The following is a 26,478-nucleotide window of genomic DNA, read 5'->3' as shown; positions in this document are numbered from 1 at the left end:
TGGCAGGTCGTCAGACGCCAAGATGCGCGCGCAGGCGTGCTTCGCCCGGGAGGATCTCCGCCTTCTCGAAATCCTCGGCATTGCGGCCCATCTCGATCACGCTGATGCGGTCGGCCATTTCCAGCACCGCATCGATGCGCTGTTCCACCAGCAGCACCGCCAGACCCTTGTCGCGCATCTGGATCATCACCTGCCGGATCGCCTCGATCATCGAGGGCTGCAGACCTTCGGTCGGTTCATCCAGCAGCAGCAGCTTCGGCCTGAGGCACAGCGCCCGCGCGGTGGCCAGCATCTGTTGCTCGCCGCCCGAAAGCGTCCCGGCCCGCTGGTTCATCCGCTCGCCCAGGCGCGGGAACAGCTCCAGCATCTCGTCGCGGGTCTCCTTCCGCAGCTTCGCGTCCTTCGGCCCGGCACCCAGCCCGATCTCGATGTTCTGGGCGATGGTCAGCTCGGAAAACAGCCGGCGGCCCTGCGGGACATAGCCCACGCCGGTGCCCGGCACCTTGTGCGGCGGCAGCTGCGCCAGGTCGGTGCCATCCAGCTCGATCCGGCCTTCCTCGGCCTTCACCAGCCCCATGATCGCCTTCATCAGCGTGGTCTTGCCCGCGCCGTTCCGGCCCATCAGCACGGTGATCTCCCCCGCCTGCGCCGTCAGGTTCACCCCGCGCAGGATGGTCGCCTGGCCATAGCCCGCGGTCAGCCCTTCAATCGTCAGCATCACGCAGTCTCCGTACCCAGGTAGGCGGCCTGCACCGCCGGATTGTCGTGGATCTCCTGCGCCGTGCCGCGCGCCAGGACCTCGCCGAAGTTCAGCACCGTGATCGCATCGGCCAGTTCCATCACCACCGACATGTTGTGCTCGATCAGCAGGATCGTCGTTTCCGCCGACAGCTCCCGGATCAGCGCCTTGAAGGCCGCGATCTCGCTCTCCGCCAGACCCTGCGTCGGCTCGTCCAGGATCAGCAGCCGCGGGGCCGAGGCCAGCCCCATGGCGATCTCCAGCAGCCGCTGGTGCCCGTATGACAGATCCCCCGCAACGTCCCAGGCCCGGTCACCCAGGCCGACGCGGCCAAGCGCGCTTGCCACGGCAGCATCCACCGCCTTCACGTCACGGCCCAGCTTGCGCCGCGCCGCCAGCGCCACGTTCTCGTGGCAGGTCAGCCGCGCGAAAACGCTCGTGATCTGGAAGGTGTACCCCATGCCGAGCGCCACGCGCCTGTGCGCGGGCATCTGGGTCACGTTCTTCCCGTCGAACCAGATCGCGCCGTCCGTCGGTTCCAGCCGCCCGATCAGCATCGACACGAAGGTGGTCTTGCCCGCCCCGTTCGGCCCGATCAGCGCATGCACCTGGTTCTTCTTCAGCTTGAAGTCGATGTCGTTGTTGGCCCGCAGACCGTCGAAGGACTTGCCCAGCCCCTCGGTCGACAGGATCACGTCGCTTTCGTGTTTCATGGCAGATCCTTCCAGAACCGGCGGCGGATCTCGCCCACGATGCCCTGCGGCGCAAAGAGCGTCAGCAGCACCAGCACCACGCCCGCGATCAGCATGTAGGCCTCGGTCACGCCGGACGCCACGTCGTTCAGATAGGTCATGAACAGCACCCCGATGAACGGCCCCAGCACCGTGCCCGCACCGCCCAGCAGCACCCACAGCAGCGCGAAGATCGAATACTGCACGCCCGCGAAACTGGCGCCCACATAGCCGAACATCGTCGCGTAAGCCCCGCCCGCCGCAGCAGAAATCGTGCCGGAGATCACCAGCGCGGCCAGCTTGCGCCGCCCCGTGTCATAGCCCAGCAGCCGCGCCCGTTCCTCGTTCTCGCGCAGCGCCACCAGGACCCGCCCGAAGGGCTGGCGCACCAGCCACAGCGACACCATCAACACGATGGAGAACAGCGCCCAGGCCACCAGGTAGCGGGTGCCCTCCTCCGAAAGATCCAGCGATCCGATCACCCGCGTGTCGCCGGGCACGACAAGCCCGTCATCGCCCCGGGTGAACTCGCTGAAGTAAAGGATGATGAGGTAGGCCGCCTGGCTGAACATCAGCGTCACGATCATGAAGCTGACGTCCTGCGTGCGCAGCGCCAGCACGCCCACGACCAGCGACAGCACCGCCCCGCAGGCCAGGCCGATGAACCACGCGGGCAGCGCCGGAATGCCGAAGTGGTAGCTGGCCAGCCCCACCCCGTACATGCCCGCGCCAAAGAACATGGCGTGGCCCAGCGACAGCAGGCCGGTGTAGCCGAAGGCGATGTTGTAGCCGATGGCATAGACCGCCATGACCATCACCCGGGCAAAGACGCCATGGTGATAGGCCGGCAGGATGAAGTTCAGCGCGAACAGCCCGGCAATCAGGCCGAGGTGCAGCATAAGGTCTTTCCGGGTCATCGTTGCTTCACCCCGAACAGGCCCTGCGGGCGGAACACCAGCACCAGCGCCACCGCCAGCGTCGCGATGATCTTCGCCAGCGTCGGCGTGAAGAAGACGGAAATGATGCCGTCCGACATGCCGATCAGCACGGCGGCAACCACCGTGCCCGCCAGCGATCCCAACCCGCCGATGATGACAACGATGAACGAGAGCAACAGCGCGTCGCCCCCCATCAGGTAATGCGCCTGCTGGATCGGCACGATCAGCACGCCCGCCAGCGCCGCCAGCGCCGCACCGGCGCCAAAGACGATGGCATAGACCCGCTCGACCGGAATGCCGAAGGCCGTGGCCATCTCGCCATCCAGCTGGGTGGCGCGCATGATCAGCCCCGCACGGCTCTTCGTCATGAACAGGCGCAGCGCGGCCAGGATGACCACGGCGGCCACGATCACGAACAGCTTGTAGCTGGTGGTGGACAGGCCCCAGGGGAAATAGATCTCGAATCCGTTCTCGCCCCATTCGAACCAGGGCAGCGCGATCCGCTCGTTGAAGGGCGCAACCACGGGCTTCGCATCGGGGCCATAGCCCATCAGGGTCGCCTGCTGGATGATGTAGAGCAACCCGATGGTCGCCACGATCACCCGCTCCGGGTCATAGTCCAGCCGCTTCAGGATCACCACGTCGGTGGCAGCGGCGATCGATCCGACGATCAGCGGCGCCAGGACGGCGGCGGCGATGAAGTTGACCGCCGGCCCCCCACCCATTCCGGCAAAGAACTGGGTCACGACCCAGGCCATCACCGCGCCAAGCATGTAGAACTCGCCGTGGGCGACGTTCACGACACGCATCACCCCGAAGACGAGGCTCAACCCGCTGGCCATCAGCGCGAGGACAGCCGCCAGCACGGCGCCCTCCAGGCAGGCCAGCATCAGATAGGGTCCGAATTCCATCTTCTCTCTCTTGGATATGTCAGGGCATGACCGGGGATCCGGCGCATGCTGCGGACGCCGGGGGCGCTGCCCCCGGTCCCCCGGAGTATTTCCAGCCATCGAATGGAGCAGACGCGCCCCAAGGACGTCGCCCGGGCGACCTGCCCCTCCTTTGGCCCCGAACACTCAAATTCAGGACAGTCCGCGCCCGAGCGACATCTGGCCGCCGGGCGCGGGGATCAGCTCATCAGAAGCTCATGGTCGTGTAGTCGACCTCGTCGGGGTACATCGTCTCCTCGTAGGGAACGACCTTCTGCACCACCAGTTTGGAGCTTTCGACCTTGGAGATGTACTGCGGGCCGAAGACCTGGTGGGTCTTGCCGTTGAACAGCTTTGCGCCACCCGGATGGGCGGGGCCCGCCGGCATGTCGGTCATGGCTTCCACGGCCTCGATCAGCTTCTGGCGGTCGGCGGTGGACTGGTAGCCCGCCGCTTCCATGCCCGCCTTGATCACATGCAGCGTCTCCCAGCAGGAGAACATGTGCGCCGAGGTCGAGACGTCCGAAGGATCGGCCACCGAGGCGCCGTTGGCGTCCAGCCCCACGGCATCGCGATAGGCCTTCACGTAGTCCGGCGCATCGTCCTGCAGGTAGCGCGGCATGCCTTCCCAGAAGTAGGTGCCATCCAGGAATTCGAGGCCCGGCGAGCTGAGGTCGGTCGCCTCAAGCGAGTCGATGAAGCCGAAGATCTCGGGGCGCGACGGGCCGAAGAACTCGCCCATTTCCTTCACGAAGGTCAGCACGGCGGGGCCGATCATCACGTGATAGATGACGTCCGTGTCCCGCGGGATCTTGGGGAAGTACTTGGTGAAGGAGGTCTCGGTCGGCGGGATCGCGATCTTGGCAACCACTTCGCCGCCTGCCGCTTCGATCGCCGGGGCGAGGTTGTCGCGGTGGTCGTAGCCGAAGGCATAGTCGGGGAAGATCATGGTGACCTTCTTGCCCAGGGTGTTGGTGATGAAGGGCGCCATGGCGGAAATCTGGCTCTTCACGTCGGTGATGCCCGGCTGCATGGTCCAGCGGTTCAGCATGCCGGAGGCGACATGGTGACCTTCGGAGCAGACGAAGTAGGGCAGCTTCAGTTCACCGGCGCGGGGGGCGGCGCCGACGACCACGTGGGAGAACAGCGTGCCGAAGGCCACGTCGCAATTGGACTGGTTCGCGAACTTCTCCAGCACCTCGGCGGCGCGCTTGGGATCGGTGCCGTCATCTTCGGTCACCAGTTCGACCGGACGGCCGTTGATGCCACCCTCGTCGTTGATCTTCTTCACGGCAGCGACGGAGGTCCGCTCGTACCAGCGGCCATAGGCGGCGCCGATGCCGGTGGCGTGCTTGCCAAAGCCCAGGCGGATCGGCTCGGCCGACTGCGCGCTGGTGTAACGGGCCCAGAGCGGCATGGTGGCCGCAGCCCCTGCGCCCATGGCCAGCGTCTTCAGCGCCCCGCGGCGCGTGGGCTGGATCAGCCCGCTTTTCTTGGTCTTGCTGGGAGTTTCGGTCATTTCCACTTTCCCTGTTGACTAATGTATTGCCGGATCATTATCGGCTGACCCTGCGGTAAACTCTGTAGGCACACAAACAAACTGTCCAGCCTTTTGCCCGCTTCCCCGACGCCGCCCGGCCCAAGCCCGGCGGACAATGCCCAAGGATCGGGCAGCGGCACGGTTCCGGCCCCGCGCCCCATCACGCCCCCCTCGGCGAGGCCAGAAGCCACAGCCCGAAGAGCGTGTAGAATATCATGAACAACGCCAGCGGCGCCTGGCTCAGCGCGGCCTTGCGATGGCTCCCGTGAAGGCGAATCGCCGCGCCGTGGCTCATCAGGATGGCCAGGATGTGCCCCAGCACCACCGCCCCCGCCTGGGTCAGCCAGATCACCCGCACGCTGTCCTGCCGATTGAAAAACCCCGTGGTGACAGTGGTTTCCGGCAGATGCAGCTGATGCGCCACCATGTTCCAGAAATACTGCCCCTCCACCAGCGCCGCCGTCAGGTAGTGGCCTGCGTGGTAGCCGAAGGCGATCGGCAGGATCGCCGGGGCCAGGGCCCGGAAACTCTCGGCGAATCCCCCCTCCCCGACCAGCACCAGCCCTGCCTTGATCGACACCGCGTAAAGCGCGACCAGCACCGGCCCCGCCAGCAGGAGCCCCGTCAGGTTCGGCCCCACCACCGTGCTGCGCCCGGTGAACTCCAGCGGGTTCATCCCGATCCAGCCGAACCAGCGGAAGGTCTCGTTCAGCCCGTCGAAGGAGCCGAGCGCCAGGGTCATCAGCATGAAACAGGCCAGGCTGACCGACGGCAGCGGCCGCGCCACCAGGTCCCAGCCAGGCAGGCCGAGGCGCCAGCGCGCGCCCCGCCGCTTCAGCGGTGCCAGCCCCGCGTAAAGATGCATCAGCAGGCCCAGCCCCTCGCCCCGCAGCAACCAGCGCGGCCCGAAAAGGACCAGCCCCGCCACCTGCACCGCCCAGTAGCCCAGCACCAGCCGGGCAAGCCTGTCCGGATCCGTCGGCGCGACCGAGACCATCAGTACCGCCGCGAAGGCCAGGAAGCCCGCGAAGGCCGGCCAGCAGCCCCAGCCGGGCCGGTAGCGCAGCAGCGGCCGCAGCCCGAACAGCCGCAGCACGGCCCAGCTCGCCCGGAAGGGCGACAGCCAGCGCCACAGATCGCCGAAGACCCCGCTTCCGGTGACGAGGAACAGCCAGAACCCCGTCCAGACCAGCAGCGGCAAGGGGTTGTGCGTCGGGTCCTGCGTCCCCGCCAGCCCCTGCGACACCGCCCACAGAAGCAGCAGCGCCGAAAGGCAGCAGATCACCACATGGCCCCGGGGCGCGCGCGCGGAGCAAAGCACCTTCGCCCGGAACAGCGCCCGCGCCGCCCCTTCGGGGATCAGCGCGATCAGCAGCACGGTCGCCACGACCGAGGCGACGCCGCCCGCGATATAGGCATCCGTCGGCAGCAGCAGGACGAATCCCCCCTCGGAGGCATGCGCCGCTGCCATCCCGGGCCAGCCCGCCAGCAGCATCAGCGCCGCAAGGCTCCCAAAGGTCTTCGGATCTGTCCGCAAAGGCTCCCCTGCCCTGCCTTTCGTAAGTATCGTGATCATGCGCTGAGCACCTCCCGATGCAAGTCAGAACTTCCCCCGATCCGGATGCAAAGAGGAATTGACATCGTGCGGCGCTTCGGAAATTCATTTGCACACAAATATATCGAAACCGGCAGTATCAGGGGTAAGACATGGAATCCGGACAGGTCATCGGCTGCGACGTGGGCGGCACTTTCACCGACTTGATCCTGATGGATCCGGCGACCGGAGAGGTCCGCATCGCCAAGGTGCCCTCCACCCTCGACGACCAGTCGCGCGGCGTGATGAATGCCGTGGCAGAGGCCGAAGCGACCCTGCCCGATACCGCGCTGATCGTGCACGGCACCACGACGACGACCAACGCGGTGCTGGAACGGAAGCTGGAAAAGACCGGCATCATCACCACCGCAGGTTTCCGCGACGTGCTGGAACTTGGCCGCCGCACCCGCCCGCAAGCCTATGGGATGAAAGGCGATTTCAAACCGCTCATCCCCCGCGACCTGCGCCTCGAAGTGCCCGAACGCATGGATGCCGAAGGCCGCGTCATCACCCCCCTGGATGAAGACGCCCTGCGCGCCGCAGCCCGGCAGCTGCTGGATCTCGGCTGCTCCGCCGTGGTGGTCCACTTCCTGCATGCCTACCGCAACCCGGCGCATGAAATCCGCGCGGGCGAGATCCTGAAAGAGGTCTGGCCCAACCCCTACGTCACCCTCGGCCATGCCCTGCTGTCGGAAAGCCGCGAATACGAACGCGGCGTGACCGCGGCGGTCAATGCCTCGGTGCAACCGATCCTCGACCGCTACGTGCAGAACCTCGCAGGCTCGCTGGAAAGCGGCGGCTACGCGGGCGAACTGCTGGTGATGAACGGCAACGGCGGCATGGTCTCGGCCCGCCGCGTGGCCGAGGAAGCCGCGCGCACCGTCATGTCCGGCCCCGCCTCGGGCGTCATGGCCGCGGCCTTCACCGGCCGCGCCGCCGGTATCCCCGACCTGCTGACCTACGACATGGGCGGCACCTCCACCGACGTGGCCCTGATCCGCAACGCCCAGCCCGCCGTCTCGAATGAAATCGAGGTCGAATACGCCATGCCGATCCACGTCCCCATGGTGGACGTGCGCACGGTGGGCGCCGGTGGCGGTTCCATCGCCCGTGTGAACGCGGCGGGCCTTCTCGAAGTCGGCCCCGAATCCGCAGGCGCCACCCCCGGCCCCATCTGCTATGGCCGTGGCGGCACCGAACCGACGATCTCCGACGCCAACCTCCTGCTGGGCCGCCTCGACCCGGCGCGCCTGAAGTCCGTCGAAGGCGGCGTCACCCTGGAAACCGTCCGCCAGATCTTCGCCGAAAAGCTGGGCGATCCGCTGGGCCTGACCCCGGAACAGGCGGCAGAGGCCGTGATCCAGCTCGCCAACGTCAAGATGGCCGGCGCCATCCGCATGGTCTCCGTCTCTCTCGGCGCCGACCCGCGCGACTTCGCCCTCTTCGCCTTCGGCGGCGCGGGGCCCCTGCACGCCGCCTCGCTGGCCCGCGAACTGGGCGTGCCCAGGGTGCTGACGCCCGCCCGCCCCGGCATCACCAATGCGCTCGGCTGCCTCGTCGCCGACCTGCGCCACGACTTCACCCGCACCGTGGGCCAGCCGCTGGACACGCTCGACATGGGGCTTCTGGCCGACATGCTGACCGCCCAGGCCGAAGAGGGCCGCGCCCTCATCGGTCGCGAAAAGGTCGAGATCACCGAGACCCGCATCCTCCATTCCCTCGACATGCAGTTCATCGGCCAGACCCACCTGCTGCGCGTCGAACTGGAAGGGCCGGAGATCAGCCGCGAGGCGCTTCAGGCGGCCTTCGAAGAGGTCTACTGGAACCGCTTCCACGTCCGCCTGCCCGCGATCCGCGCGGCGGTGGTCAATGCCAACACCTCCGTGATCGGCACCCGCAACACGCTGGACCCCGCACGCCTGATCCCGGTCGAAGGCCGCAAGGCCACGATGGAGGAAGCCCTTCGCGCCACCCGCCCGGTCATCTTCGACGGCGAAACCTACGAAACGCCCCTCTACCGCCGCGACCTGCTGCCCGCCGATGCCACCTTCGACGGCCCGGCGATCCTTGAACAGATGGATACGACGATCCTCGTGCCCCCGGGAGACCGCGTGACGACCGATGCCATCGGCAACATCCTGATCCAGATCGGAGGCGCCGCATGAGCCGGACAGCGCCCCGCCCCTCCCATTCGACGGCCCCAAATACTCGCGCCGCAGGCACTTGGCCGGGCCAGCGGCCCGGCCTGCGCCCAACGACTGGGCTCCGCCCGTTCGCCCCTGAAACGCTCCCCCGGAGCGTTTCCCCATCGGGGCTCACCCCCCCGGGCGGGCGCAATGCGCCCCCCCGCGGCCGGGCACAGGCCCACCGTCTTCACGCCGCCGCCGCTTGCCCTTGCGCTCAGGAGACCCGCCAATGAGTATCGACCCGATCACCCTCTCCGTCATCCAGGCGGGCCTGCAACAGGTCTGCGACGAGATGGACCTCTCCTTCTCCCGCGCCGCCTTCTCCCCGGTGATTGCAGAAGCGAACGACCGCTCCGACGGGATCTACTCCGCCGTCGACGGCGCCCTCATCTCCCAGGGCAACATGGGCCTGCCGGTCTTCGTGGGCACCATGCAGTACTCCACCCGGGTGCTGATCGAAGGCATCGCCAAGGGGCTGACGGCGGCTCCGAAACCTGGTGACATCTACATCGTCAACGATCCCTACCTCGGCGGCACCCACCTGATGGACGTGCGCTTCGCCATGCCCTACTGGCGCGACGGCAAGATCTTCTGCTGGCTGTCCAACACCGGCCACTGGCCCGACACCGGCGGCGCCGTGCCCGGCGGCTTCTCGGCGTCGGCCACCTCCGTCGAACAGGAAGGCCTCCGCCTGCCCCCGGTCCGCCTCTTCAAGGAAGGCGTGCTGGACACGGAGATCTACCAGATCATCTGCTCCAACATCCGCGTGGCCGACCAGCGCATCGGTGATGTCCAGGCCCAGGCGGCGGCACTGAAGGTCGGCGCCGAACGGCTGGACGAACTGCTGGGCCGCTACGGCGATGCCACCGTGGCCGATGCCATCGGAGAGCTGCGCACCCGCGCCGCCCAGCAGATGCGCACCTACCTCGCCGAGATCCCCGAAGGCACCCATACCGCCTCGGCCTGGATCGACAGCGACGGCGTCGTCGACGAACCGCTGGAAATCCGGCTGGCGGTGACCCGCGAGGGCACCGACGTGACCTTCGACCTCTCCGGCTCCTCGGCACCCTGCATGGGGCCGATGAACTCGGTCCTGGCGACGACGCTCAGCTCTGTCTACCTCGCCATGCGCCACATCTTCCCGGAGGTCCCGATCTCCGCCGGGGCGTTCGAACCGATCCACGTCACGGGCTACGAGGGCACCTTCCTCGACGCCCAGTACCCGCGCCCGGTCTCCGGCTGCGCGGCCGAAGTCTCCCAGCGGATCGCCGAAGCGGTCTTCGCGGCGCTGGCCCCGGCGCTGCCCGACCGCGTGACGGCCTCCCCCGCCGGCTCCTCCGGCAACTTCGCCCTTGGCGGCCACGACCCGGAAAAGAACCGCGATTTCGTGATGTACCAGATTTCCGGCGGCGGCTACGGCGGCAATGCGGACCACGACGGGCTGTCCAACGGCTGCTCCACCATCGGCATCTCCAAGGCACCCCCGGTGGAGATCATGGAAAGCCAGTTCCCCGTGCTCTACCACCACTACGCGCTGCACGAAGGGTCGGGCGGTGCGGGCCTGCACCGCGGCGGCTTCGGCCTCGACTACGCGGTGGAACTGCGCCGCGGTCAGGCCACGGCCAGCTTCGTGATGGACCATGGCCGCACCGGCCCGCAGGGCGCGCTCGGCGGCGCCGACGGGGCGCTCAACAAGGTCCGGGTGATCCGCGGCGGAGAGGTGCACATCCCGCCCCACCTGTCCAAGGAACAGGACATCCCCATGGCCCCCGGCGACGTGGTCCATGTCCGCACCCCCGGCGGCGGCGGCTACGGCGACCCGATGACCCGCCCGGTCGAGGCGGTGGCCGAGGACGTCCGTCTTGGCCGCTATACCGAGGAGCAGGCCGCAGAGCTTTTCGGCGTGATCTTCGCGAATGGCGTGGCCGATATGGCCGCAACACAGGCCCGCCGCGCGGGCTGATCGGGACCGGACGGCGGGGCGAACCCCGCCCTACGCAAATCGCAAGTAGGGCGGGGTTCACCCCGCCCCCCGCACGCCAAGGCACCAAAGGTGGATTTCACCCACCCCACGACCAATGCCACAGCCCACGCGCCCTCGCGGGATGGATGCCAATCCACCCCACGCCTCCCACGGTGGATTTCATCCACCCTACGCCCAAAGCCGCACCCCGCACCCCGCACCCGTAGGGTGGATGCCAATCCACCATGTCACCACCCACGGTGGATTTCACACACCCCACACCCAAGGCCGCACCCTGCGCTTGTAGGGTGGATGCCAATCCACCGCCCCGCTCCCCCGCCAAGACCACCCGCACACCGCCCCCCCATTTTCTGGCTCCCAAATATCCCGGGGGTCCGGGGGCAGCGCCCCCGGCGCTCTCCCACAAGGCGCCCCCCTGGCGCGCCCCCCTCACATCCGCCAGGGCACCACACCCTTCGGCAACCGCCGCCCCGCCAGGTCCAGCCCCAGCATCAACACCACCGTCGCCGCCACCGTGACGCTCGCCATGGCAGAGGCCAGCACGGTGTAGCCCCCATCCTCGTAGTTGAAGATCACCGTCCCGATGGTCTCATGCCCGGTCGACCACAGAAGCGACGACACCGTCACCTCGTTGTAGGCCGTCAGGAACACCAGGATCGCACCGGAAGCCGCCGCCGGCGCCGTCAGCGGCACGAAGATCCGCCCCATCCGCCGCCCGAACCCCGCACCCGACACCCGCGCCGCATCATCCAGCGAGGGATCCAGCTGCCCGTAGGCCGCCGCCACCGGCTTCAGCGCGACGGAGAAGAAGGCCGTCAGATAGGCCAGCGCGATGATCCACATGGTGTTGTAGAGGGAGACGCCCAGCACCGGCACCGGCCGCAGGAAGGCCAGGATGAAGGCGATGGAGATGACGAGCCCCGGGATGGCATAGCTCACCTCCGCCAGCACCGCCACGCCCTGCGCCAGCCGCCGCGACGCCCGGCTGCGCGCGTTGAGGAAGAAGGCCAGCAGGCAGGCCGCCCCTGCCAGTGCCAGCGCCGCCGCCCCCGCCGTCAGGCCGGAATTGACGAAGGCGCGCAGGGTCACCTCCTGGCGCAACAGCACCTCGGCGAAGTTCTCCCATGTCAGGGTCTCAAGGGTCAGCCGCACGCCATAGGTCGGCACCAGCGCCGTGGCCACCAGCGAGGCCAGCGGCAGCACCAGCGTCGCCAGCGCATAGGCCAGCATCGCCCCCGTCACCAGCGGGCGCCAGCGCCCCAGGGCGATCCGCAGGCTCTCCTGCGCGGGGCCGATGACCTGCGACCGCGCGCGCCGCTGCAGCACCGACTGCAGCCAGATCGCCACCACCGCGACCAGCGCCAGCAGCACCGACATCATCGCCACATCGCGCAGGATCGACGGGCCGAAGCTCGACAGCCGGCGCCAGATCAGCACCGGCAGCGTGGTGTAGCGCGCCGGGATCCCCAGCAGCGCCGGAATGCCGAAATTGCCCAGGGCCGAGACGAAGGCCAGCGCGAACCCCGCCAGCAGCGACGGCGCCAGCAGCGGCAGCAGCACCCGGACCAGCAGGCGCGCGGGCCGGGCCCCGGCGATCCGGGCGGCCTCCGCCATTTCACGCGGCAGGGCACGCAGGGCGGCCAGCACCACCAGGAAGACCAGCGGCGCATGCTGCAGCGTCAGCAGCAGCCAGACACCGCCCGCGGAGTAAAGCGGATGGGTCGAGCCCACCTCCGGCGCCAGGTGCAGTGCCTGCAGCACCGGCGAGGCAGGGCCAAGCGCCTGGATCCAGGCAATCGCGGTGACATGGGGCGGGATCATCATCGGCAGCAACAGGGCAAAGACGAAGGCGCCCTTGGCGCGCAGGTCGGTCAGCCCGATGACCAGCGCCATGCCGGTGCCGATCACCAGCGCGCCACAGGCCGAAACGCCCGCGCTTTCCAGCGAATGCCAGAGCGCGCGCAGCACGGCGCGCGATCCCAGCACCTCGGCCAGGGCCCCTGCGCCCCGGGCCAGTCCGACCCGGAACAGCAGCCCCAGCGGCAGCACGAAAAGCAGCAGCGCGAAAAGAGAAAGCGCGGCGAGCGCCATGGGCTCGCCGCGCAGCAGTCGTTTCACCAAGGGATCAGCCGCCGAAGATATCCATGAAGCGGAGCTTGTTGGCCTGGTCCTCGGCCAGCGCCTTGGCCGGGTCGAAGTCCATCAGCCTGATCTGCTCGCGGGCCGGGAAGCCCTCGGGCGCAGCCACGGTGCCGAGCGCCGGCAGGTAGCCCATGGCGGAGGTCAGCTCCTGCCCCTTTTCGGAAATCAGGAAGTCGATGAAGGCCTTCGCCGCATCGGGGTTCTGCGCGGTCTTCAGGATCGCGGCGGGCTCGGTCACGGCCGAAACGCCCTCCTCGGGGAAGACGAAGGCCACCGGCGCGCCCTTCACGGCCTCCCGGATCGGCAGGTAGTCGACGACGAAACCGTACAGCTTCTCACCCCCGGCAATCGCCTTGTAGGTCCCGCCGTTACCACCCTGCGGGTTGGCGCCCTGATCGGCCAGCCCGGCGTAGAAGTCCCAGCCCAGGTCGGGGTTGGCCGTCAGCGCATCCATGTGGATCGTCGCCGCCCCCGACGTCAGCGGAGAGGGCATCGCCAGCATCCCCTTGGCCTCCGGCTTCAGCAGGTCCTCGTAGGACGTGGGCACCATCGGGGCAGAGGTGTTGTACATGATCCCGGTGGTGATCAGCTTGGTGGAGAACCAGTAGTGCTCCGGATCCATCACACCCGCCTCGTAGGCAGAAGTATCCGCCCCCGGATAGGCCATCAGCCGGTCCTCGGCCTTCAGCCCCTCCATGGTCACGCTGTCGGCGATCAGCAGCACGTCGGGCTGCGGCGCCCCCGCTTCGAACTCGGCCGCCAGCTTGGCCATGACCTTGGTGGTGCCATCGCGGAACCACTCGACCTGGACATCGGGGTACTCGGCCATGAAGGCATCGACGGTCTGCTGGGCATCGGCATTGGGCTGGCTGGTGTAAAGCACCAGCTTGCCGGACACATCGGCCAGGGCGGCGGTGCCGGAAAGGGAAATCGCCAGCGTCAGGGCGGCGGCAAGGGGAAGGGCGCGTTTCATCTGTCTCTCCAGAAAACTCGGAAGCGGATCTCGCGCGTGCCTAGCAGCCCCATGTGACGGTTTGTTGTAGGTATGCCCACAAACAGGCCCGCCCGAAGGGGGCTGTCGCAGGATGGGGCCGCCGGGCGGAGAGGCCCGCCCGACAGCCCGTTCAGCGGATCACCAGTCGATGAACTCCTGGAACTCGCCCAGCACCTGGTTCCATTCGGTCAGCGCATAGTCGAAGACCCCGGCCGGAAGGCCCTCCCGCGTCAGGATGTACTGCTGCAGGTAGGGGTCGCCCTCGTCGTCGATGTAACCCTGGGCGATGACCGCCTGCTGGTTCCAGCTGTTGATCTCCTCCAGCGGCAGCCCGTCATCCATGTCGAACCCGGCAGAGAACATCACGGAATCGCAGCCCGCGTTGTCGACGCAGCCATAGAAGTAGATGGCGAAATTGGCCCCCGCCGCGGCGGAGTTGATCATCGGGTCGCCCACCTGATCGGTCGTCAGCTCGGCGCGGTAGCCCGCATCCTGCAGGGCGGCCACGATGGTTTCGGGCGCAGCGGCGGACACCAGGCCCTCTGCGGCGCTGACCCCGTCGTCACCATCGCCACCCGCGTGCCGCAGGGCGGATCCGACGGCACCGCTCAGCAGGCCCCCGGTGGATTTCGCCTGGGCCGGACCGGCCACGCTCAGCGCCAGGACCGGAAGCAGCGTCAGGGCCGCCACGGCGGGACGGCAAAGGGGGGAGAGGCTGGAAAATGACATCGGATCGTCCTTGGTAGTCTGTCTTCGATGAACCGGGTTCTATCCGTCGCATATCCCGGCACAACCACACCGGTCGCATTCTTAACCGCATATTCAAATTTTGGCGAGCTTCCGCCGATCCCTCCCACCCCGGATGACGGCCCGAAGAGCCCCCGGGGAAAGGAAGGTGAAAGGCAGGTGAACGGACCGCACCGGAAAATATCGGGAAAATGCACCGTCGCGATACCGACAGGATACCGACGTAATACCGACGTTTTTGTCGCGCCTTTTCAACAGGATGACTTTTCCGCCCTTCGCGCTTTCCGGCGATTTCGATGAACAGCCCCTGACCCCACCGCACGTAGGGCGGGATTCATCCCGCCATCCCCCCACATCATCCCCAGACGCCCCTCACACCATCCTCAAGACGCCCCCAAGCCCCGCCCTCTCGCGCCGTGCCGCCAAAGGTGGATTGGCATCCACCCTACGCGGTAGGGCGGGATTTATCCCGCCACCCCCCTGCCCCGGATAAACGAAAAAACCCGGCGCCTGAAACGCCGGGTTCTGTCGTTCTGATTTCTGCCGGGGCCTTACTGGTCCAGGAAGCTCCGCAGCTTACGGCTCCGCGAGGGGTGCTTCAGCTTGCGCAGCGCCTTGGCCTCGATCTGGCGGATCCGTTCGCGGGTCACGCTGAACTGCTGGCCCACCTCTTCCAGCGTGTGGTCGGTGTTCATGCCGATGCCGAAACGCATCCGCAGCACCCGCTCCTCACGCGGCGTCAGCGACGCCAGAACGCGGGTCGTGGTTTCCTTCAGGTTCTCCTGAATGGCGGAATCCAGCGGCAGGATCGCGTTCTTGTCCTCGATGAAATCGCCCAGCTGGCTGTCTTCCTCGTCGCCGATCGGCGTTTCGAGGGAGATCGGCTCCTTGGCGATCTTCATCACCTTGCGGACCTTCTCCAGCGGCATCTGCAGCTTTTCGGCCAGTTCTTCCGGGGTGGGTTCCCGGCCGATCTCGTGCAGCATCTGGCGCCCGGTCCGGACCAGCTTGTTGATCGTCTCGATCATGTGGACCGGGATACGGATCGTGCGGGCCTGGTCCGCGATGGACCGGGTGATGGCCTGACGGATCCACCAGGTCGCATAGGTCGAGAACTTGTAGCCGCGGCGATACTCGAACTTGTCCACGGCCTTCATCAGGCCGATGTTGCCTTCCTGGATCAGGTCCAGGAACTGCAGACCGCGGTTCGTGTACTTCTTGGCGATGGAGATCACGAGGCGAAGGTTGGCTTCCACCATTTCCTTCTTGGCCTGGCGCGCTTCCTTTTCACCCTTCTGGACCTGCTGGACGATGCGGCGGAATTCGCTGATGTCGAGGCCCACATAGGTCCCGACCTGGGCCATATCTGCCCGCAGTTCCTCGACTTTATCGGAAGACCGCTCGATGAACATCTGCCAGCCCCGGCCGGGCTTCGCGGCCATGCGGTCCATCCAGTTCGGGTCCAGCTCGTGACCACGGTATTCCTCGACGAACTCGCGACGGTTGATACGGGCCTGGTCGGCCAGCTTAACCATGCTGGAGTCGATGGACATGATCCGGCGGTTGATGCCGTAAAGCTGGTCGATCAGCGCTTCGATACGGTTGTTGTGCAGGTGAAGCTCGTTCACCAGCAGCACGATTTCCGACCGCAGCTTCTGATAGGTCGCCTCGTCCGTCTCCGAGAAGGAGCCGTCTTCGTTCAGCGTTGCGCTGATCCGGTTGTCCTGGATCTCCGACAGGGTCTCGTAGTCGTCGGCGATGCGGTCCAGGGTTTCCAGGACGCGCGGCTTCAGCGCGGCTTCCATGGCGGCCAGCGACATGTTGGACTGGTCGTCCTCGTCGTCGTCATCCTCGCGCGCAAGCGGGTTGCCGTCGGCGTCCAGTTCCGGCCCGGTTTCCTTCTTGGGCGCGGAAGACACGGCGGAGGCATCCACCACCGGCTCTTCCTCGTCGTCGCCCATGCTGTCGCCGAAGGTGGTTTCCAGGTCGATGACATCGCGCAGCAGGATGTCTTCGGACAGGAGTTCGTCGCGCCAGATCGTGATGGCCTGGAAGGTCAGCGGGCTTTCGCAAAGGCCCGCGATCATCGTGTTGCGGCCGGCCTCGATGCGCTTGGCGATGGCGATCTCGCCCTCGCGCGACAGCAGCTCGACCGAGCCCATCTCGCGCAGGTACATGCGCACCGGGTCATCGGTGCGGTCCAGCTTTTCCTGGCCGGTGGTGCCGAGCGCGACTTCACGGTTCTGGTTCGTCGTGGCGACGGCCGTGGTCTTCTGCTCTTCTTCCTCGGCTTCCTCGTCCTCGATGATGTTGATGCCCATCTCGGAGAGCATGGACATGACATCCTCGATCTGCTCCGAGGAAACCTGGTCCGGCGGCAGAACCTGGTTCAGCTGATCATAGGTGATGAAGCCTTTTTCGCGGGCTTCCGCGATCATCTTCTTCACCTGCGCCTGGCTCATATCGAGGGAGACTTCCGCCTCCTGCTCTTCCATCTGGTTCTCGTCGTTGTCCTTGGCGGCCATGGCGATACTCCTGCGCACTGGATGCGGCGGTGCTACCGGTCTGATTCGAATGAACCGAATCAATACCTGCTTTCACCGATTCGCACACCCGTTTACCCTGATTTTCTTGAGGATCCCTGTGAAATCCCAACGGGACTTAAGGATCAGCTGCTCCGATGAGGCTTATCGAAGCGAATCGTCTGCATCAACGCGTCCAGCGCGCTGCGTTCGTCCCGGTTGATCTGGGCCCCGTTTTCACCAACATCATACTCTGCTGTGTCCTCCTGCAGCCCCCGAATGGCGGCCTGGCTCGACCGGGCGGCGTCGCCCAGGCGCCAGGTGACCGCCTCGTCCTCGATATAATCCATTTCCTGCAACGCCTCGTCGATCTCGTCCCTGAGGGCACGCGAGGCCTGCAGCTTTGCAAACTCCTCGGACAGCGTCAGGCGGGCCTGTTCTTCGTCGCCGGGATGTCGCACCGGCGGACAAAGGGCCACATGGGTCCGTGAGAGCAATTCGTCAAGGGCTTCCGGACCGAGCGCATCAGTTACCTTTTGCGACAGATTTTCCGCGCCTTCGTCGAAATGGGTCAGAATCAGGTCCCTCATCCGGGCGTGCCCGGCATCCCTGCAGTCCATGCGCAGAAGGGCTCCCTCGAACTGATCGACCACCGAAGGCGTGACGATAAGCGACGCCAGGATGACGCCTTCGCGCAGATACTCTGTCGCTTCCAGGTCCTGGGCGGCCAGAAGGCTGGTCTTGGTGGAGGGCATCGGGACGGCGGGCAGGTTGCGTCCGAAACCGCCCCGGCCCGCGCCACCGCGCCCGAAACCACCCTTGCCGCCGCCGAAACCGCCACTGAAGCCGTTGCCGCCCCGGGCGCCACCGCGCGCCGGACGGAACAACTCCCGCGTCTTTTCCTTCAGCGCCTGGTCGTAGTGATAGCGCAGGCTTTCGTCCGGGATCTGGCGGGTGGCATCGCGCAGGGCCTTGTCCAGCGCCGCGCGGCGATCCGGGCTGTCGAAGGTCCGGCCCTCCGTCTCGCGCTCCCACAGCAGATCGACCAACGGCAGGGCTGCGTCCAGCTTGGCCTGCATCCCCTCGCGGCCCTTGGCTTTCAGCAGTTCGTCGGGGTCCTGCCCCTCCGGCATCAGCGCAAAGCGCAGGCTGTGGCCGACCGTCAGTTTCGGCAGGGCCAGGTCCATCACCCGACGCGCGGCCCGGATACCTGCCTTGTCGCCATCCAGCGCGATGATCGGCTCCGGCGACACCCGCCAGAGCATGTCGAGCTGATGTTCCGTCACGGCGGTGCCAAGCGGCGCCACCGCGCCGCCGAACCCTGCCTCGGACAGGGCGATCACATCCATGTAGCCCTCCGCCACGATCAGCGGCTGACCATGGCCGACGGCCTCCCGCGCGGGACCGTGATTGTAAAGCGTCCGCCCCTTGTCGAAGAGCTGTGTCTCGGGCGAGTTGAGGTACTTGGCGTTGTCGTTGGGATCCATCGCCCGACCGCCGAAGGCAATGCAGCGCCCCCGTGGGTCACGGATCGGGAACATGATCCGGTTCCGGAAGGTATCGTAGGGCTGCTTGCCCTTGTTGGACGGCTTGGCCAGGCCGCAGGCCAGAAGCTCCTCCGGACGGGCGCCCTTGCCGATCAGGTGGTCCCACAGACCCTGCCAGGCGTCCGGAGCAAAGCCGAGGTTCCAGCGCTGTCGCGCGGCGTCGTCCAGGCCCCGCCGGGTCAGGTAGGCAGAGGCATCACGCCCGGCCCCACCCCGCAACGAGAGCGAGAAGAACTTCACCGCCTCTTCCATCAGCTCGGTCAGGGAGGCGCGTTTTTCCGCCTTCTTCTTGGCCTCGGGATCGCGTTCCGGCAACGGCATGCCGGCCTCTCTCGCCAGGATCTCGACCGCCTCCATGAACTCCACGTTCTCGGTCTTGCGGACGAAGGAAATCGCGTCGCCCTTCTCGTGGCAGCCGAAACAATAGTAGAATCCCTTGCGGTCATCGACGTGGAACGACGCGGTCTTTTCCTGGTGGAACGGGCACGGCGCCCACAGGTCCCCCTTGGACGGAACCGATTTGCGGTTGTCCCACAGCACCTTGCGCCCTGCCACCTGGGCAAGGGACACACGGTTGCGCAGCTCGTCGAGAAACGAAGGGTCCAGCTTCATGGACGGAATATCCCTCTGCAGGCGGCCGGAGTCCAGATGCCCCATGCATCGCGGCACCCGACAGCCCAGACCGCAGCGCCTATCAGAGAGCGGCGCGGGCCGCCACGCTTTCCAGCACCGTTCGCAGTTCGTGCAGCAGTGTTTCGGCCATCGAACGGAAGACCATCAGACGATAGGCCTGCGGCCCCATCCGGGTCAGCGCCCCCATCATGTGCGCAAGCTCGCCCCTAGCCGTGTGCCCGACGGGAAAGGCCGCCTCCCCCAGGTCGAGCGGCGTCAGGCGGGCCAGCACCTGCTGCGCCAGCGGGCCTTCCAGCAGGACAGTTGCCCAGGCGTCGGACTGATCCGTCATCGCGGCCGCCCCGACAAGCAGGGGCGAAGGCGCCGGCCCGATCAACAGGTAGAGGTCCAGGCCGAACCAGAGGCATTCCGCCTCCCCCTCCCGGCTGCTTTCACCGGGCGACGGCAGGGACAGGCCGTGATGTTTCGCCAAGGCACGGGCCAGGGCTGCGCCATCACCACCGGGGATCAGGGAGGTCATCCGCCGCATCGGCAAGACCTCGATCCGGGTGTCGCCAAGACGGAGCGCCTCTCCCTGGGGCAAGGCATTGCGGGCAACCAGGCGTACATCAGACACGGAGCTTCCCCCCCTCGGGATCCAGGAAACAGGGTTCGCAGACTTCACACAGGGTCACCACCCCGCGCAGATGATCCACCATGCGAATGTGCTCTCCTATCCTGTCCGGCCCCGCTTTCAGGAACGCGAGGGCGATCGTATGCCCCAGCGTGGGAGAGTAGCAGGAAGAGGTGACGTAGCCCTGCGCATTTTCTCGTACCGGCTCTGCCTCCGGCTCGAACAGGAAGGCGCCGGGCGGGATCATCTGCACCGCGCCCAGAGGGCGCAGGCCGATCAGTCTTTCACGGTCCTCGGCCAGCAGGCCCGGCCGCGCCGCAGCCGCCTTGCCGATGAAGGACTTCGACGGGGACATCATACGCTCCAGCCCCAGGTCGAAGGCGGTCGTGCGACCATGCAGTTCGGCGTGGGTCAGCAGCCCCTTTTCAAGGCGCAGCACGTTGAGCGCCTCCAAGCCGTAAGCGCCGCCGCCCATGTCCTCTGCCCGGGTGACGAGCTGCCCGAAGAGGCTTTCGCCATACCGCGCAGGCACCGCCAGTTCGTAGGCCAGTTCACCGGAGAAGGAGATTCGGAATAGCCGCGCTTCGACGCCGCCCAACTGCACCGGCATGCAGCCCATGAACGGCAGGACATCGTTGCCAAGCTCCCGATCCAGCAGATCTTCCAGCAGGGCGCGGGATTTCGGGCCGGCAACGGCGAACTGGGCCCATTGTTCGGTGACCGAGATCATCCGCACGTCCCAATCGGGCTTCAGCACCTGGGAGGCAAATTCCAGGTGGTCCATCACCTGCCCTGCGGCGGCGGTCGTCGTCGTCATCACGTAGTGGCCGGGGCCAAGCCGGGCGGTCGTGCCGTCGTCCATCACGTGGCCGTCCTCGCGCAGCATCAGCCCGTAGCGCACCTTCCCTTCCGCCAGGGAGGAGAACTTGCCGGTATAGACGAAGTCGAGAAAGGCCGGCGCATCCGCGCCCTGGATGTCGATCTTGCCGAGGGTTGAGACATCGCAGACACCGACGGCCTGCCGCACCATCCCGACCTCCCGATCACAGCTTTGACGCCAGACCTTTTCCCCCGCGCGCGGAAAGAAACTGGGCCGATACCAAAGGCCCGCTTCCACCATGGGCGCGTTCATTGCCAGGCTGCGGCCGTGACTGGTGGTCAGCCGTTCCGGCGCAAAGCCCTTGTCCTTGCCGCCCGCGCCCATGGCCCCGATCGGCACCGGCGCGAAGGGCGGACGATAGGTGGTGATACCGGTGCCGGGAATGTCCCGCCCGGTCGCATCGGCCAGCACCGCAAGCGCCCCTAGGTTCGACGTCCGGCCCTGGTCCGGCGCCATGCCCTGGGTGGTGTAGCGCTTCATATGCTCGACCGAGCGGAAATTCTCGGTCGCGGCGCCGCGCACGTCCTTGACCGTCACGTCGTTGGCCAGGTCCAGCCAGGCGCGTCCCTTGCCCGGCACCGACCACAGCGGGCGAATGGCATAGCCCTGCGCTTCTGCCACGGGCAGCGGCAGATCCGGAACCGGCAGGCCAAGCGCATCGAGCGCCGTCGCGGCAGCCCCGGCCCCGGACGCCAGGCAGGCATCCGTCGCGAATGCGCCGGCGGCAGCCCCCGCCACGGTCATTCCCGGTACGGCATCAGGCGCCGGTACGAAGGCAGACAGGGCCTGATCCCAGACCGGCCGACCGTTGAGATGGCACGTCAGGTGCACGGCGGGGTTCCATCCCCCGGAGACGGCAAGGCAATCGCTTTGCAGCTTTTCTTCACCGGACGGCGTCCGGATCGTCACCGCCTCGACCCCCATGCGCCCATGGGCGCGGCTGACAAGGCTGCCCGGATAGAATGGCAGATCAAGGTCCGTCACCGCCTCCGGCCGGGCATCGACCAGGCCCGCCACATGAACGCCCGCCGCCAGAAGGTCCCGCGCGGTACGGTGCGCGTCGTCGTTGTTGCCGAAGACCGTCACGCTATCCCCCGGCGACACGGCGTAGCGGTTCACATAGGCCCTGACGGCGCCTGCCAGCATGACACCGGGCCGATCATTGTCGCGAAACGCCACGGGGCGTTCCGTGGCGCCCGCCGCAAGCACGGACTGCTTCGCCGCGATCCGCCAGAAACAATCCACCGGCAGCGCGCCGGAGCGGTGCTTCAGGTGCCGCCCCACCCTCTCCAACGCGCCGAAGGTGCCCTGATCATAGGCGCCAGTGACCGTGGTGCGGGTCATCACGCGCACGTTCGCCATGCCGGAAAGCTGCGTCGCCACCTGCGCCACCCAGTCCGCCGCGGGAAGGCCTCCGACCTCCTCGACCTCGGACAAAAGGCGCCCTCCCAACTCCGGCCCTTCCTCGCACAGGATCACCTGGGCCCCGGCAAGTGCAGCGCGCAAGGCCGCCATCATCCCGGCCGCCCCCCCTCCGATCACCAGAAGGTCGCAATGGGCAAAGGCCTTCTCGTTGAAATCCGGGTCCGGCTGCCCCGAAAGCGCCCCCAGACCCGCCGCCCGGCGGATCGCCGGCTCGTAGAGCTTTTCCCAAAACGCCTTCGGCCACATGAAGGTCTTGTAGTAGAACCCCGCCCCCAGGAAATCGGCGAAGAGATCATTCACCTCCAGGAGGTCCAGATCGACCGAGGGCCAGCAGTTCTGGCTGCGCGCTTCGAGCCCGTCGAAAAGCTCCTGCATGGTGGCGCGCATGTTGGGTTCCGACCGCGCGCCGGCACCAAGGGTCACCAGGGCATTCGGCTCCTCGCTGCCGCAGGAGAAGATCCCCCGCGGGCGATGGTACTTGAAACTGCGTCCGACCACCTTCAACCCGGCCCCGATCATCGCGGATGCCAGGGTGTCCCCCGCGAACCCCCGGTATTCCCGACCATCGAAGGTGAAGGTCAGTGGCGCGGACCGGTCGATCCGGCCGCCCGTCGAAAGCCGTCTCATGCGCCGCCCCCCTTCGCCCGCGTGACCGAATGTACCTCGTGGGTGCGCGTGTCCCGCCGGACAAGCAGGACGGCGCGGCAACCTGCGTGATGGCTCCAGTATTCCTCCGCGATACCTGCCGGGTTGTCGCGCAGGTGCAGGTAGTCGTGCCAGTCGTCGTTCCAGTCATCACCGGCAGGACGCAGCAGGGCCGCCCCGCGATAAGTGAATTCCCGCAGGTCCCGGGCCCCGCATATCGGACAAGTCAGCCGCATGGATGGCCCCCGTAAAATCGCATCGAAGGATGGTCAGTGAAGATTGTGCTGCGCACCTGTGCCCTCCTCATCCATCAGCCCCGCCCCGTCGCGGAACCGCTCCAACCGGAAGCCCGCAGCGCTGTCGTGCGGACGATCGGTGGCCAGAAGATGCGCCAAGGCAAATCCAGATCCCGGCACCGCCTTGAACCCGCCGTAGCACCAGCCGCAATCGAGGTAGAGACCGCCGATATCCGTCCGGTCGATGATGGGGGAGCCGTCGGGCGTCATGTCCATGATCCCGCCCCAGCTGCGCAGCACCCGTGCCTTGCCGATCATCGGCATCAGCGCCATCCCCGCCTCCATCACGTGTTCGGCCGTGGGCAGGTTGCCGCGCTGTGCGTAGGAAGGATACATGTCCAGATCGCCGCCGAAGACCAGGCCGCCCTTGTCGGACTGGCTGATGTAGAAATGCCCCATGCCGAAGGTCACCACGTGGTCGATCACCGGTTTCAGCCCCTCGGTCACGAAGGCCTGCAGGATGTGGCTCTCGATCGGCAGGCGCATCCCGGCCATGGCTGCCACCTGTCCGGACCGCCCCGCAGTCACGATTGCCACCTTGCGCGCACGGATCGCCCCGCGAGAGGTCTGCACGCCGGTCACCCGGCCCCCTTCCACGTCGATCCCCGTGACCTCGCAATTCTGGATCAGGTCGACACCGCGTTCCGACGCGCCCCGGGCGAAGCCCCATGCAACCGCATCATGCCGGGCCGTCCCGCCCCTGCGATGATAAAGCCCACCGTAGATCGGGAACCGGGACTGATCATAGTTCAGGTAGGGCAGCAGCCGGCGCACGCCGTCGCGATCCAGCAACTCCGCATCGTCGCCCTGATTGATCATCGCATTGCCGCGCCGCGCCGCCGCATCCCGCTGGCCATCGGAATGGAACAGGTTGATCAGGCCCCGCTGCGAATGCATGACGTTGTAGTTGAGCGCCCCTTCCAGCCCTTCCCAGAGCTTGAGCGAGTGGGAGTAGAACTCCGAATTGCCCGGCAGGAAGTAGTTGGCCCGCACGATGGTCGTGTTGCGCCCCACGTTTCCGCCGCCGAGGTAACCTTTTTCCAGCACCGCGACGTTGGTCAGCCCATGTTCCCGGGCCAGGTAGAAGGCCGTGGCGAGCCCATGTCCGCCGCCACCGATGATCACGATGTCATAGGCCGGCTTCGGCGCCGGATCGCGCCAATGGGGGCCCCAGCCCCGGTTGCCGGTGAGTCCCTCTTTGAGAACCCGAAGCCCGGAAAACCGCATGTCGTGCTCCTTCTTACCCGCCCCGAGCTAAGCCGCTCGGAGCGTTTCGCGCAATCCGGGGTTCGTTTTTGATGAATTTTTCCTCACAAGTCGGCATTTTTCGGCCCCTCTGCCAAGTTTTTCTGCACAGCAGAAACCGAAACGATGACAAACGGTCATCCCGTTGACACAGTACCGTCAAATGGTTGGGGGACATTGGAATGACGTGCCGTATCCTGCTCTATTCCGACGCGGGTCACACCCAGACGGTTGGCGAAGAGCTTGCCTGGGAATTGGGTGCACAGCTTCATGAAATCGAATCCGCAGGGGACGAGGCCGGGCTCTGGTCCCGCATGAAGACGGGTCTGTTTTCCCTGCTGCCCAGACAAGCCGGCTACGCGGTGCCCGACCAGCCCTGGGATCGCAGCGATCTGCTGATCCTCGGCACTCCCCTGTGCAACGGCAAGACCGCCCGGCCGCTGCGCCAGTGGCTGGAAAGCCAGCCCGCCCTGCCCGACCGCATCGCATTCCTGGTGACCTCGGACCGTGGCGACTACCCCGCCGAGGCGGTGGAGGAAATGACCCAGCTGACCGGTCACGCCCCCGTCGCCGTGCTGCATGTCAGCAACGGGGACATCGATGCGGGCACCTGGAAAGGCCGGGTCGAGCATTTCCTCGACCAATGCGTCGTGCGCTATCGCCAATCCGCCTGACCGCTTTCGCGCCGCCCCGGCCGGTCAAAGCCCCTTTGCCCGGTAGCAGGAGGCGACCCGGTCGATTGAGACCAGGAACCCTGCCGTTCGCAGATCCTCCACATCCGACCGTCCGTGCCAGACCTCCCGCATGGATTGGTAGGCCATGCGCATCGTGTCATCGAGACCGGAGCGAACCAGCTCCAGTTCCCCTGCCCCGCGCAGATATTTCTCCTTGAACCCCGGCGACAGGGTCCAGCCGATCCCGCTGTCGGCCGAAAGGCGTTCCAGCTCATCCACGATCAGCTGGTGGCGCGCCTCCTCCTGTCGGCGCTGCATGCGGCCGAAGCGGATGTGGCTGAGGTTCTTCACCCATTCGAAATACGACACCGTCACGCCGCCGGCGTTGGCATAGAGGTCGGGAATGACGACCGTACCGCGCCGGCGCAGCACCTCATCGGCGCCGAAGGTCACCGGGCCGTTGGCGGCCTCGATGATCAGGGGGGCGCGGATCCTCTCGGCATTGCCCATGTTGATGACACCTTCCAGCGCCGCCGGGATCAGGATGTCGCAATCCTCTTCCAGCACGGTTGCGCCGTCTTCGACAAAATGCGCATCCGGGAAGCCCGAGACGCCGCCATGACTGGCGATCCAGTCGTGGACGGCACGGACATCCAGCCCCTCCTCGTTGAAGAGCGCGCCATCGCGTTCGATGATCCCGATGATCCGCGCGCCATCTTCGTCCTGCAGGAAATGCGCCGCGTGGTAGCCCACGTTGCCCAGCCCCTGGACGATGATCCTCTTGCCGTCCAGCGTCCCCGCCAAGCCGGCCCTGGCGACGTCCTCCGGCTCCCGGAAGAATTCCCTGAGAGCATATTGCACGCCGCGGCCCGTCGCCTCGACCCGCCCGGCAATTCCTCCGGAATTCAGCGGCTTGCCAGTGACGCAGGCGCGGGCATTGATATCCGTCGTGTTCATCCGGGCGTATTGATCAACGATCCAGGCCATTTCGCGTTCCCCGGTGCCCATGTCGGGCGCCGGAACGTTCTGGGCCGGGTTGATCATGTCACGCTTGATCAGCTCATAGGCGAAACGTCGGGTGATCAGTTCCAGCTCCTGCTCGTCCCAATCCCTCGGGTCGATGCAAAGCCCGCCCTTGGAGCCACCGAAAGGCGCCTCCACCAGCGCGCATTTGAACGTCATCAGCGCCGCCAGCGCCTCCACCTCGTCCTGGTCGACGTTGGGGGCGAAACGGATCCCGCCCTTCACCGGCTCCATGTGTTCGGAATGAACGGAGCGATATCCGGTGAACGTCTGGATCTGGCCGCGCAGCCTGACACCGAAGCGCACGGTATAGGTGGCGTTGCAGACGCGGATCTTCTCTTCCAGTCCGGGGGGCAGATCCATCAGCGCCACGGCGCGGTTGAACATCAGATCGACACTGCGGCGAAATCCGGGTTCCTTGATCGGTTGCACGGCATCCTCCCTGGCTGAG

General features: G+C 66.6%; 19 protein-coding genes. 3 read left to right on the top strand and 16 right to left on the bottom strand.

The window, feature by feature from the left end:
• Nucleotides 1-10 precede the first annotated feature (10 nt).
• From AC2IR1_RS07985 to AC2IR1_RS07960, 6 genes are all read right to left on the bottom strand, one after another.
• Nucleotides 11-718, bottom strand: coding sequence for an ABC transporter ATP-binding protein (locus AC2IR1_RS07985; protein WP_486475752.1), 708 nt, complete (start codon nt 716-718; stop codon nt 11-13).
• Entirely contained in the window at nt 718-1,452 is a 735-nt protein-coding gene (locus tag AC2IR1_RS07980; protein WP_486475751.1) for an ABC transporter ATP-binding protein, read from the bottom strand. Before AC2IR1_RS07980 ends, AC2IR1_RS07985 begins: the two co-directional genes overlap by 1 nt.
• Nucleotides 1,449-2,387, bottom strand: coding sequence for a branched-chain amino acid ABC transporter permease (locus AC2IR1_RS07975; protein WP_486475750.1), 939 nt, complete (start codon nt 2,385-2,387; stop codon nt 1,449-1,451). Before AC2IR1_RS07975 ends, AC2IR1_RS07980 begins: the two co-directional genes overlap by 4 nt.
• On the bottom strand, nt 2,384-3,319 hold the full coding sequence (locus AC2IR1_RS07970; protein WP_486475749.1) for a branched-chain amino acid ABC transporter permease: 936 nt from the start codon (nt 3,317-3,319) through the stop codon (nt 2,384-2,386). Before AC2IR1_RS07970 ends, AC2IR1_RS07975 begins: the two co-directional genes overlap by 4 nt.
• Nucleotides 3,320-3,545: 226 nt before the next feature.
• On the bottom strand, nt 3,546-4,856 hold the full coding sequence (locus AC2IR1_RS07965) for an ABC transporter substrate-binding protein (protein WP_486475748.1): 1,311 nt from the start codon (nt 4,854-4,856) through the stop codon (nt 3,546-3,548).
• 181 nt (nt 4,857-5,037) lie between these two features.
• Nucleotides 5,038-6,453 (bottom strand): hypothetical protein, encoded by a 1,416-nt coding sequence (locus AC2IR1_RS07960; RefSeq protein ID WP_486475747.1) that lies wholly within the window; start codon nt 6,451-6,453, stop codon nt 5,038-5,040.
• 131 nt (nt 6,454-6,584) lie between these two features.
• Here AC2IR1_RS07960 and AC2IR1_RS07955 point away from each other — a divergent pair, with 131 nt between their 5' ends.
• Together AC2IR1_RS07955 and AC2IR1_RS07950 are read left to right on the top strand one after the other, a co-directional pair.
• Nucleotides 6,585-8,636, top strand: a complete 2,052-nt coding sequence (locus AC2IR1_RS07955; protein WP_486475746.1) for a hydantoinase/oxoprolinase family protein — start codon at nt 6,585-6,587, stop codon at nt 8,634-8,636.
• Between the two features lie 250 nt (nt 8,637-8,886).
• Nucleotides 8,887-10,620: a hydantoinase B/oxoprolinase family protein gene (locus AC2IR1_RS07950; protein ID WP_486475745.1), complete on the top strand. Its 1,734-nt coding sequence runs from the start codon at nt 8,887-8,889 to the stop codon at nt 10,618-10,620.
• Between the two features lie 450 nt (nt 10,621-11,070).
• Here the strand turns inward: AC2IR1_RS07950 and AC2IR1_RS07945 are convergent, their stop codons facing one another.
• The 9 genes from AC2IR1_RS07945 to AC2IR1_RS07905 form a co-directional block, all read right to left on the bottom strand.
• Nucleotides 11,071-12,759, bottom strand: coding sequence for an ABC transporter permease (locus AC2IR1_RS07945; protein WP_486475744.1), 1,689 nt, complete (start codon nt 12,757-12,759; stop codon nt 11,071-11,073).
• 7 nt (nt 12,760-12,766) lie between these two features.
• Nucleotides 12,767-13,756, bottom strand: a complete 990-nt coding sequence (locus AC2IR1_RS07940) for an ABC transporter substrate-binding protein (RefSeq protein ID WP_486475743.1) — start codon at nt 13,754-13,756, stop codon at nt 12,767-12,769.
• Between the two features lie 159 nt (nt 13,757-13,915).
• Complete coding sequence (locus tag AC2IR1_RS07935; RefSeq protein ID WP_486475742.1) at nt 13,916-14,506, bottom strand: YbjN domain-containing protein; 591 nt, start codon at nt 14,504-14,506, stop codon at nt 13,916-13,918.
• Nucleotides 14,507-15,075: 569 nt separating this feature from the next.
• Nucleotides 15,076-17,049 (bottom strand): RNA polymerase sigma factor RpoD, encoded by a 1,974-nt coding sequence (rpoD, locus tag AC2IR1_RS07930; RefSeq protein ID WP_486475741.1) that lies wholly within the window; start codon nt 17,047-17,049, stop codon nt 15,076-15,078.
• A gap of 143 nt (nt 17,050-17,192) precedes the next feature.
• On the bottom strand, nt 17,193-19,205 hold the full coding sequence (dnaG, locus tag AC2IR1_RS07925; RefSeq protein WP_486475740.1) for a DNA primase: 2,013 nt from the start codon (nt 19,203-19,205) through the stop codon (nt 17,193-17,195).
• 82 nt (nt 19,206-19,287) lie between these two features.
• A complete protein-coding gene (locus tag AC2IR1_RS07920; protein ID WP_486475739.1) occupies nt 19,288-19,842 on the bottom strand; it encodes a sarcosine oxidase subunit gamma in 555 nt (184 codons plus the stop codon).
• Nucleotides 19,835-22,771 (bottom strand): sarcosine oxidase subunit alpha family protein, encoded by a 2,937-nt coding sequence (locus tag AC2IR1_RS07915; protein ID WP_486475738.1) that lies wholly within the window; start codon nt 22,769-22,771, stop codon nt 19,835-19,837. The genes AC2IR1_RS07920 and AC2IR1_RS07915 overlap by 8 nt, the downstream gene beginning before the upstream one ends.
• Nucleotides 22,768-23,025, bottom strand: coding sequence for a sarcosine oxidase subunit delta (locus AC2IR1_RS07910; RefSeq protein WP_486475737.1), 258 nt, complete (start codon nt 23,023-23,025; stop codon nt 22,768-22,770). Before AC2IR1_RS07910 ends, AC2IR1_RS07915 begins: the two co-directional genes overlap by 4 nt.
• A gap of 33 nt (nt 23,026-23,058) precedes the next feature.
• Nucleotides 23,059-24,312, bottom strand: coding sequence for a sarcosine oxidase subunit beta family protein (locus tag AC2IR1_RS07905; protein ID WP_486475736.1), 1,254 nt, complete (start codon nt 24,310-24,312; stop codon nt 23,059-23,061).
• A 200-nt stretch (nt 24,313-24,512) separates the two neighbouring features.
• On the opposite strand from AC2IR1_RS07905, the gene AC2IR1_RS07900 reads away from it, so the two are divergent.
• Nucleotides 24,513-25,004, top strand: coding sequence for a hypothetical protein (locus AC2IR1_RS07900; protein ID WP_486475735.1), 492 nt, complete (start codon nt 24,513-24,515; stop codon nt 25,002-25,004).
• A gap of 24 nt (nt 25,005-25,028) precedes the next feature.
• Here the strand turns inward: AC2IR1_RS07900 and AC2IR1_RS07895 are convergent, their stop codons facing one another.
• Entirely contained in the window at nt 25,029-26,414 is a 1,386-nt protein-coding gene (locus AC2IR1_RS07895; protein WP_486476382.1) for a Glu/Leu/Phe/Val family dehydrogenase, read from the bottom strand.
• Nucleotides 26,415-26,478: the final 64 nt, after the last annotated feature.

The sequence above is a fragment of the Pseudooceanicola sp. NS-SX8 genome (assembly GCF_057380755.1).
Note: the sequence above shows the minus strand (reverse complement) of the source record. Positions and strands in the feature narration are given on the sequence as shown.

Excerpts from the sequence above, each read along its gene's own strand:
- AC2IR1_RS07940 (WP_486475743.1), bottom strand. The coding sequence starts at position 13,756 with ATGAAACGCGCCCTTCCCCTTGCCGCCGCCCTGACGCTGGCGATTTCC.
- AC2IR1_RS07905 (WP_486475736.1), bottom strand. The coding sequence starts at position 24,312 with ATGCGGTTTTCCGGGCTTCGGGTTCTCAAAGAGGGACTCACCGGCAAC.
- AC2IR1_RS07970 (WP_486475749.1), bottom strand. The coding sequence starts at position 3,319 with ATGGAATTCGGACCCTATCTGATGCTGGCCTGCCTGGAGGGCGCCGTG.
- AC2IR1_RS07895 (WP_486476382.1), bottom strand. The coding sequence starts at position 26,414 with ATGTTCAACCGCGCCGTGGCGCTGATGGATCTGCCCCCCGGACTGGAA.
- AC2IR1_RS07985 (WP_486475752.1), bottom strand. The coding sequence starts at position 718 with ATGCTGACGATTGAAGGGCTGACCGCGGGCTATGGCCAGGCGACCATC.
- AC2IR1_RS07955 (WP_486475746.1), top strand. The coding sequence starts at position 6,585 with ATGGAATCCGGACAGGTCATCGGCTGCGACGTGGGCGGCACTTTCACC.
- AC2IR1_RS07980 (WP_486475751.1), bottom strand. The coding sequence starts at position 1,452 with ATGAAACACGAAAGCGACGTGATCCTGTCGACCGAGGGGCTGGGCAAG.
- AC2IR1_RS07965 (WP_486475748.1), bottom strand. The coding sequence starts at position 4,856 with ATGACCGAAACTCCCAGCAAGACCAAGAAAAGCGGGCTGATCCAGCCC.
- AC2IR1_RS07975 (WP_486475750.1), bottom strand. The coding sequence starts at position 2,387 with ATGACCCGGAAAGACCTTATGCTGCACCTCGGCCTGATTGCCGGGCTG.
- AC2IR1_RS07950 (WP_486475745.1), top strand. The coding sequence starts at position 8,887 with ATGAGTATCGACCCGATCACCCTCTCCGTCATCCAGGCGGGCCTGCAA.
- AC2IR1_RS07935 (WP_486475742.1), bottom strand. The coding sequence starts at position 14,506 with ATGTCATTTTCCAGCCTCTCCCCCCTTTGCCGTCCCGCCGTGGCGGCC.
- AC2IR1_RS07910 (WP_486475737.1), bottom strand. The coding sequence starts at position 23,025 with ATGCGGCTGACTTGTCCGATATGCGGGGCCCGGGACCTGCGGGAATTC.
- AC2IR1_RS07960 (WP_486475747.1), bottom strand. The coding sequence starts at position 6,453 with ATGATCACGATACTTACGAAAGGCAGGGCAGGGGAGCCTTTGCGGACA.
- rpoD (WP_486475741.1), bottom strand. The coding sequence starts at position 17,049 with ATGGCCGCCAAGGACAACGACGAGAACCAGATGGAAGAGCAGGAGGCG.
- dnaG (WP_486475740.1), bottom strand. The coding sequence starts at position 19,205 with ATGAAGCTGGACCCTTCGTTTCTCGACGAGCTGCGCAACCGTGTGTCC.
- AC2IR1_RS07900 (WP_486475735.1), top strand. The coding sequence starts at position 24,513 with ATGACGTGCCGTATCCTGCTCTATTCCGACGCGGGTCACACCCAGACG.
- AC2IR1_RS07915 (WP_486475738.1), bottom strand. The coding sequence starts at position 22,771 with ATGAGACGGCTTTCGACGGGCGGCCGGATCGACCGGTCCGCGCCACTG.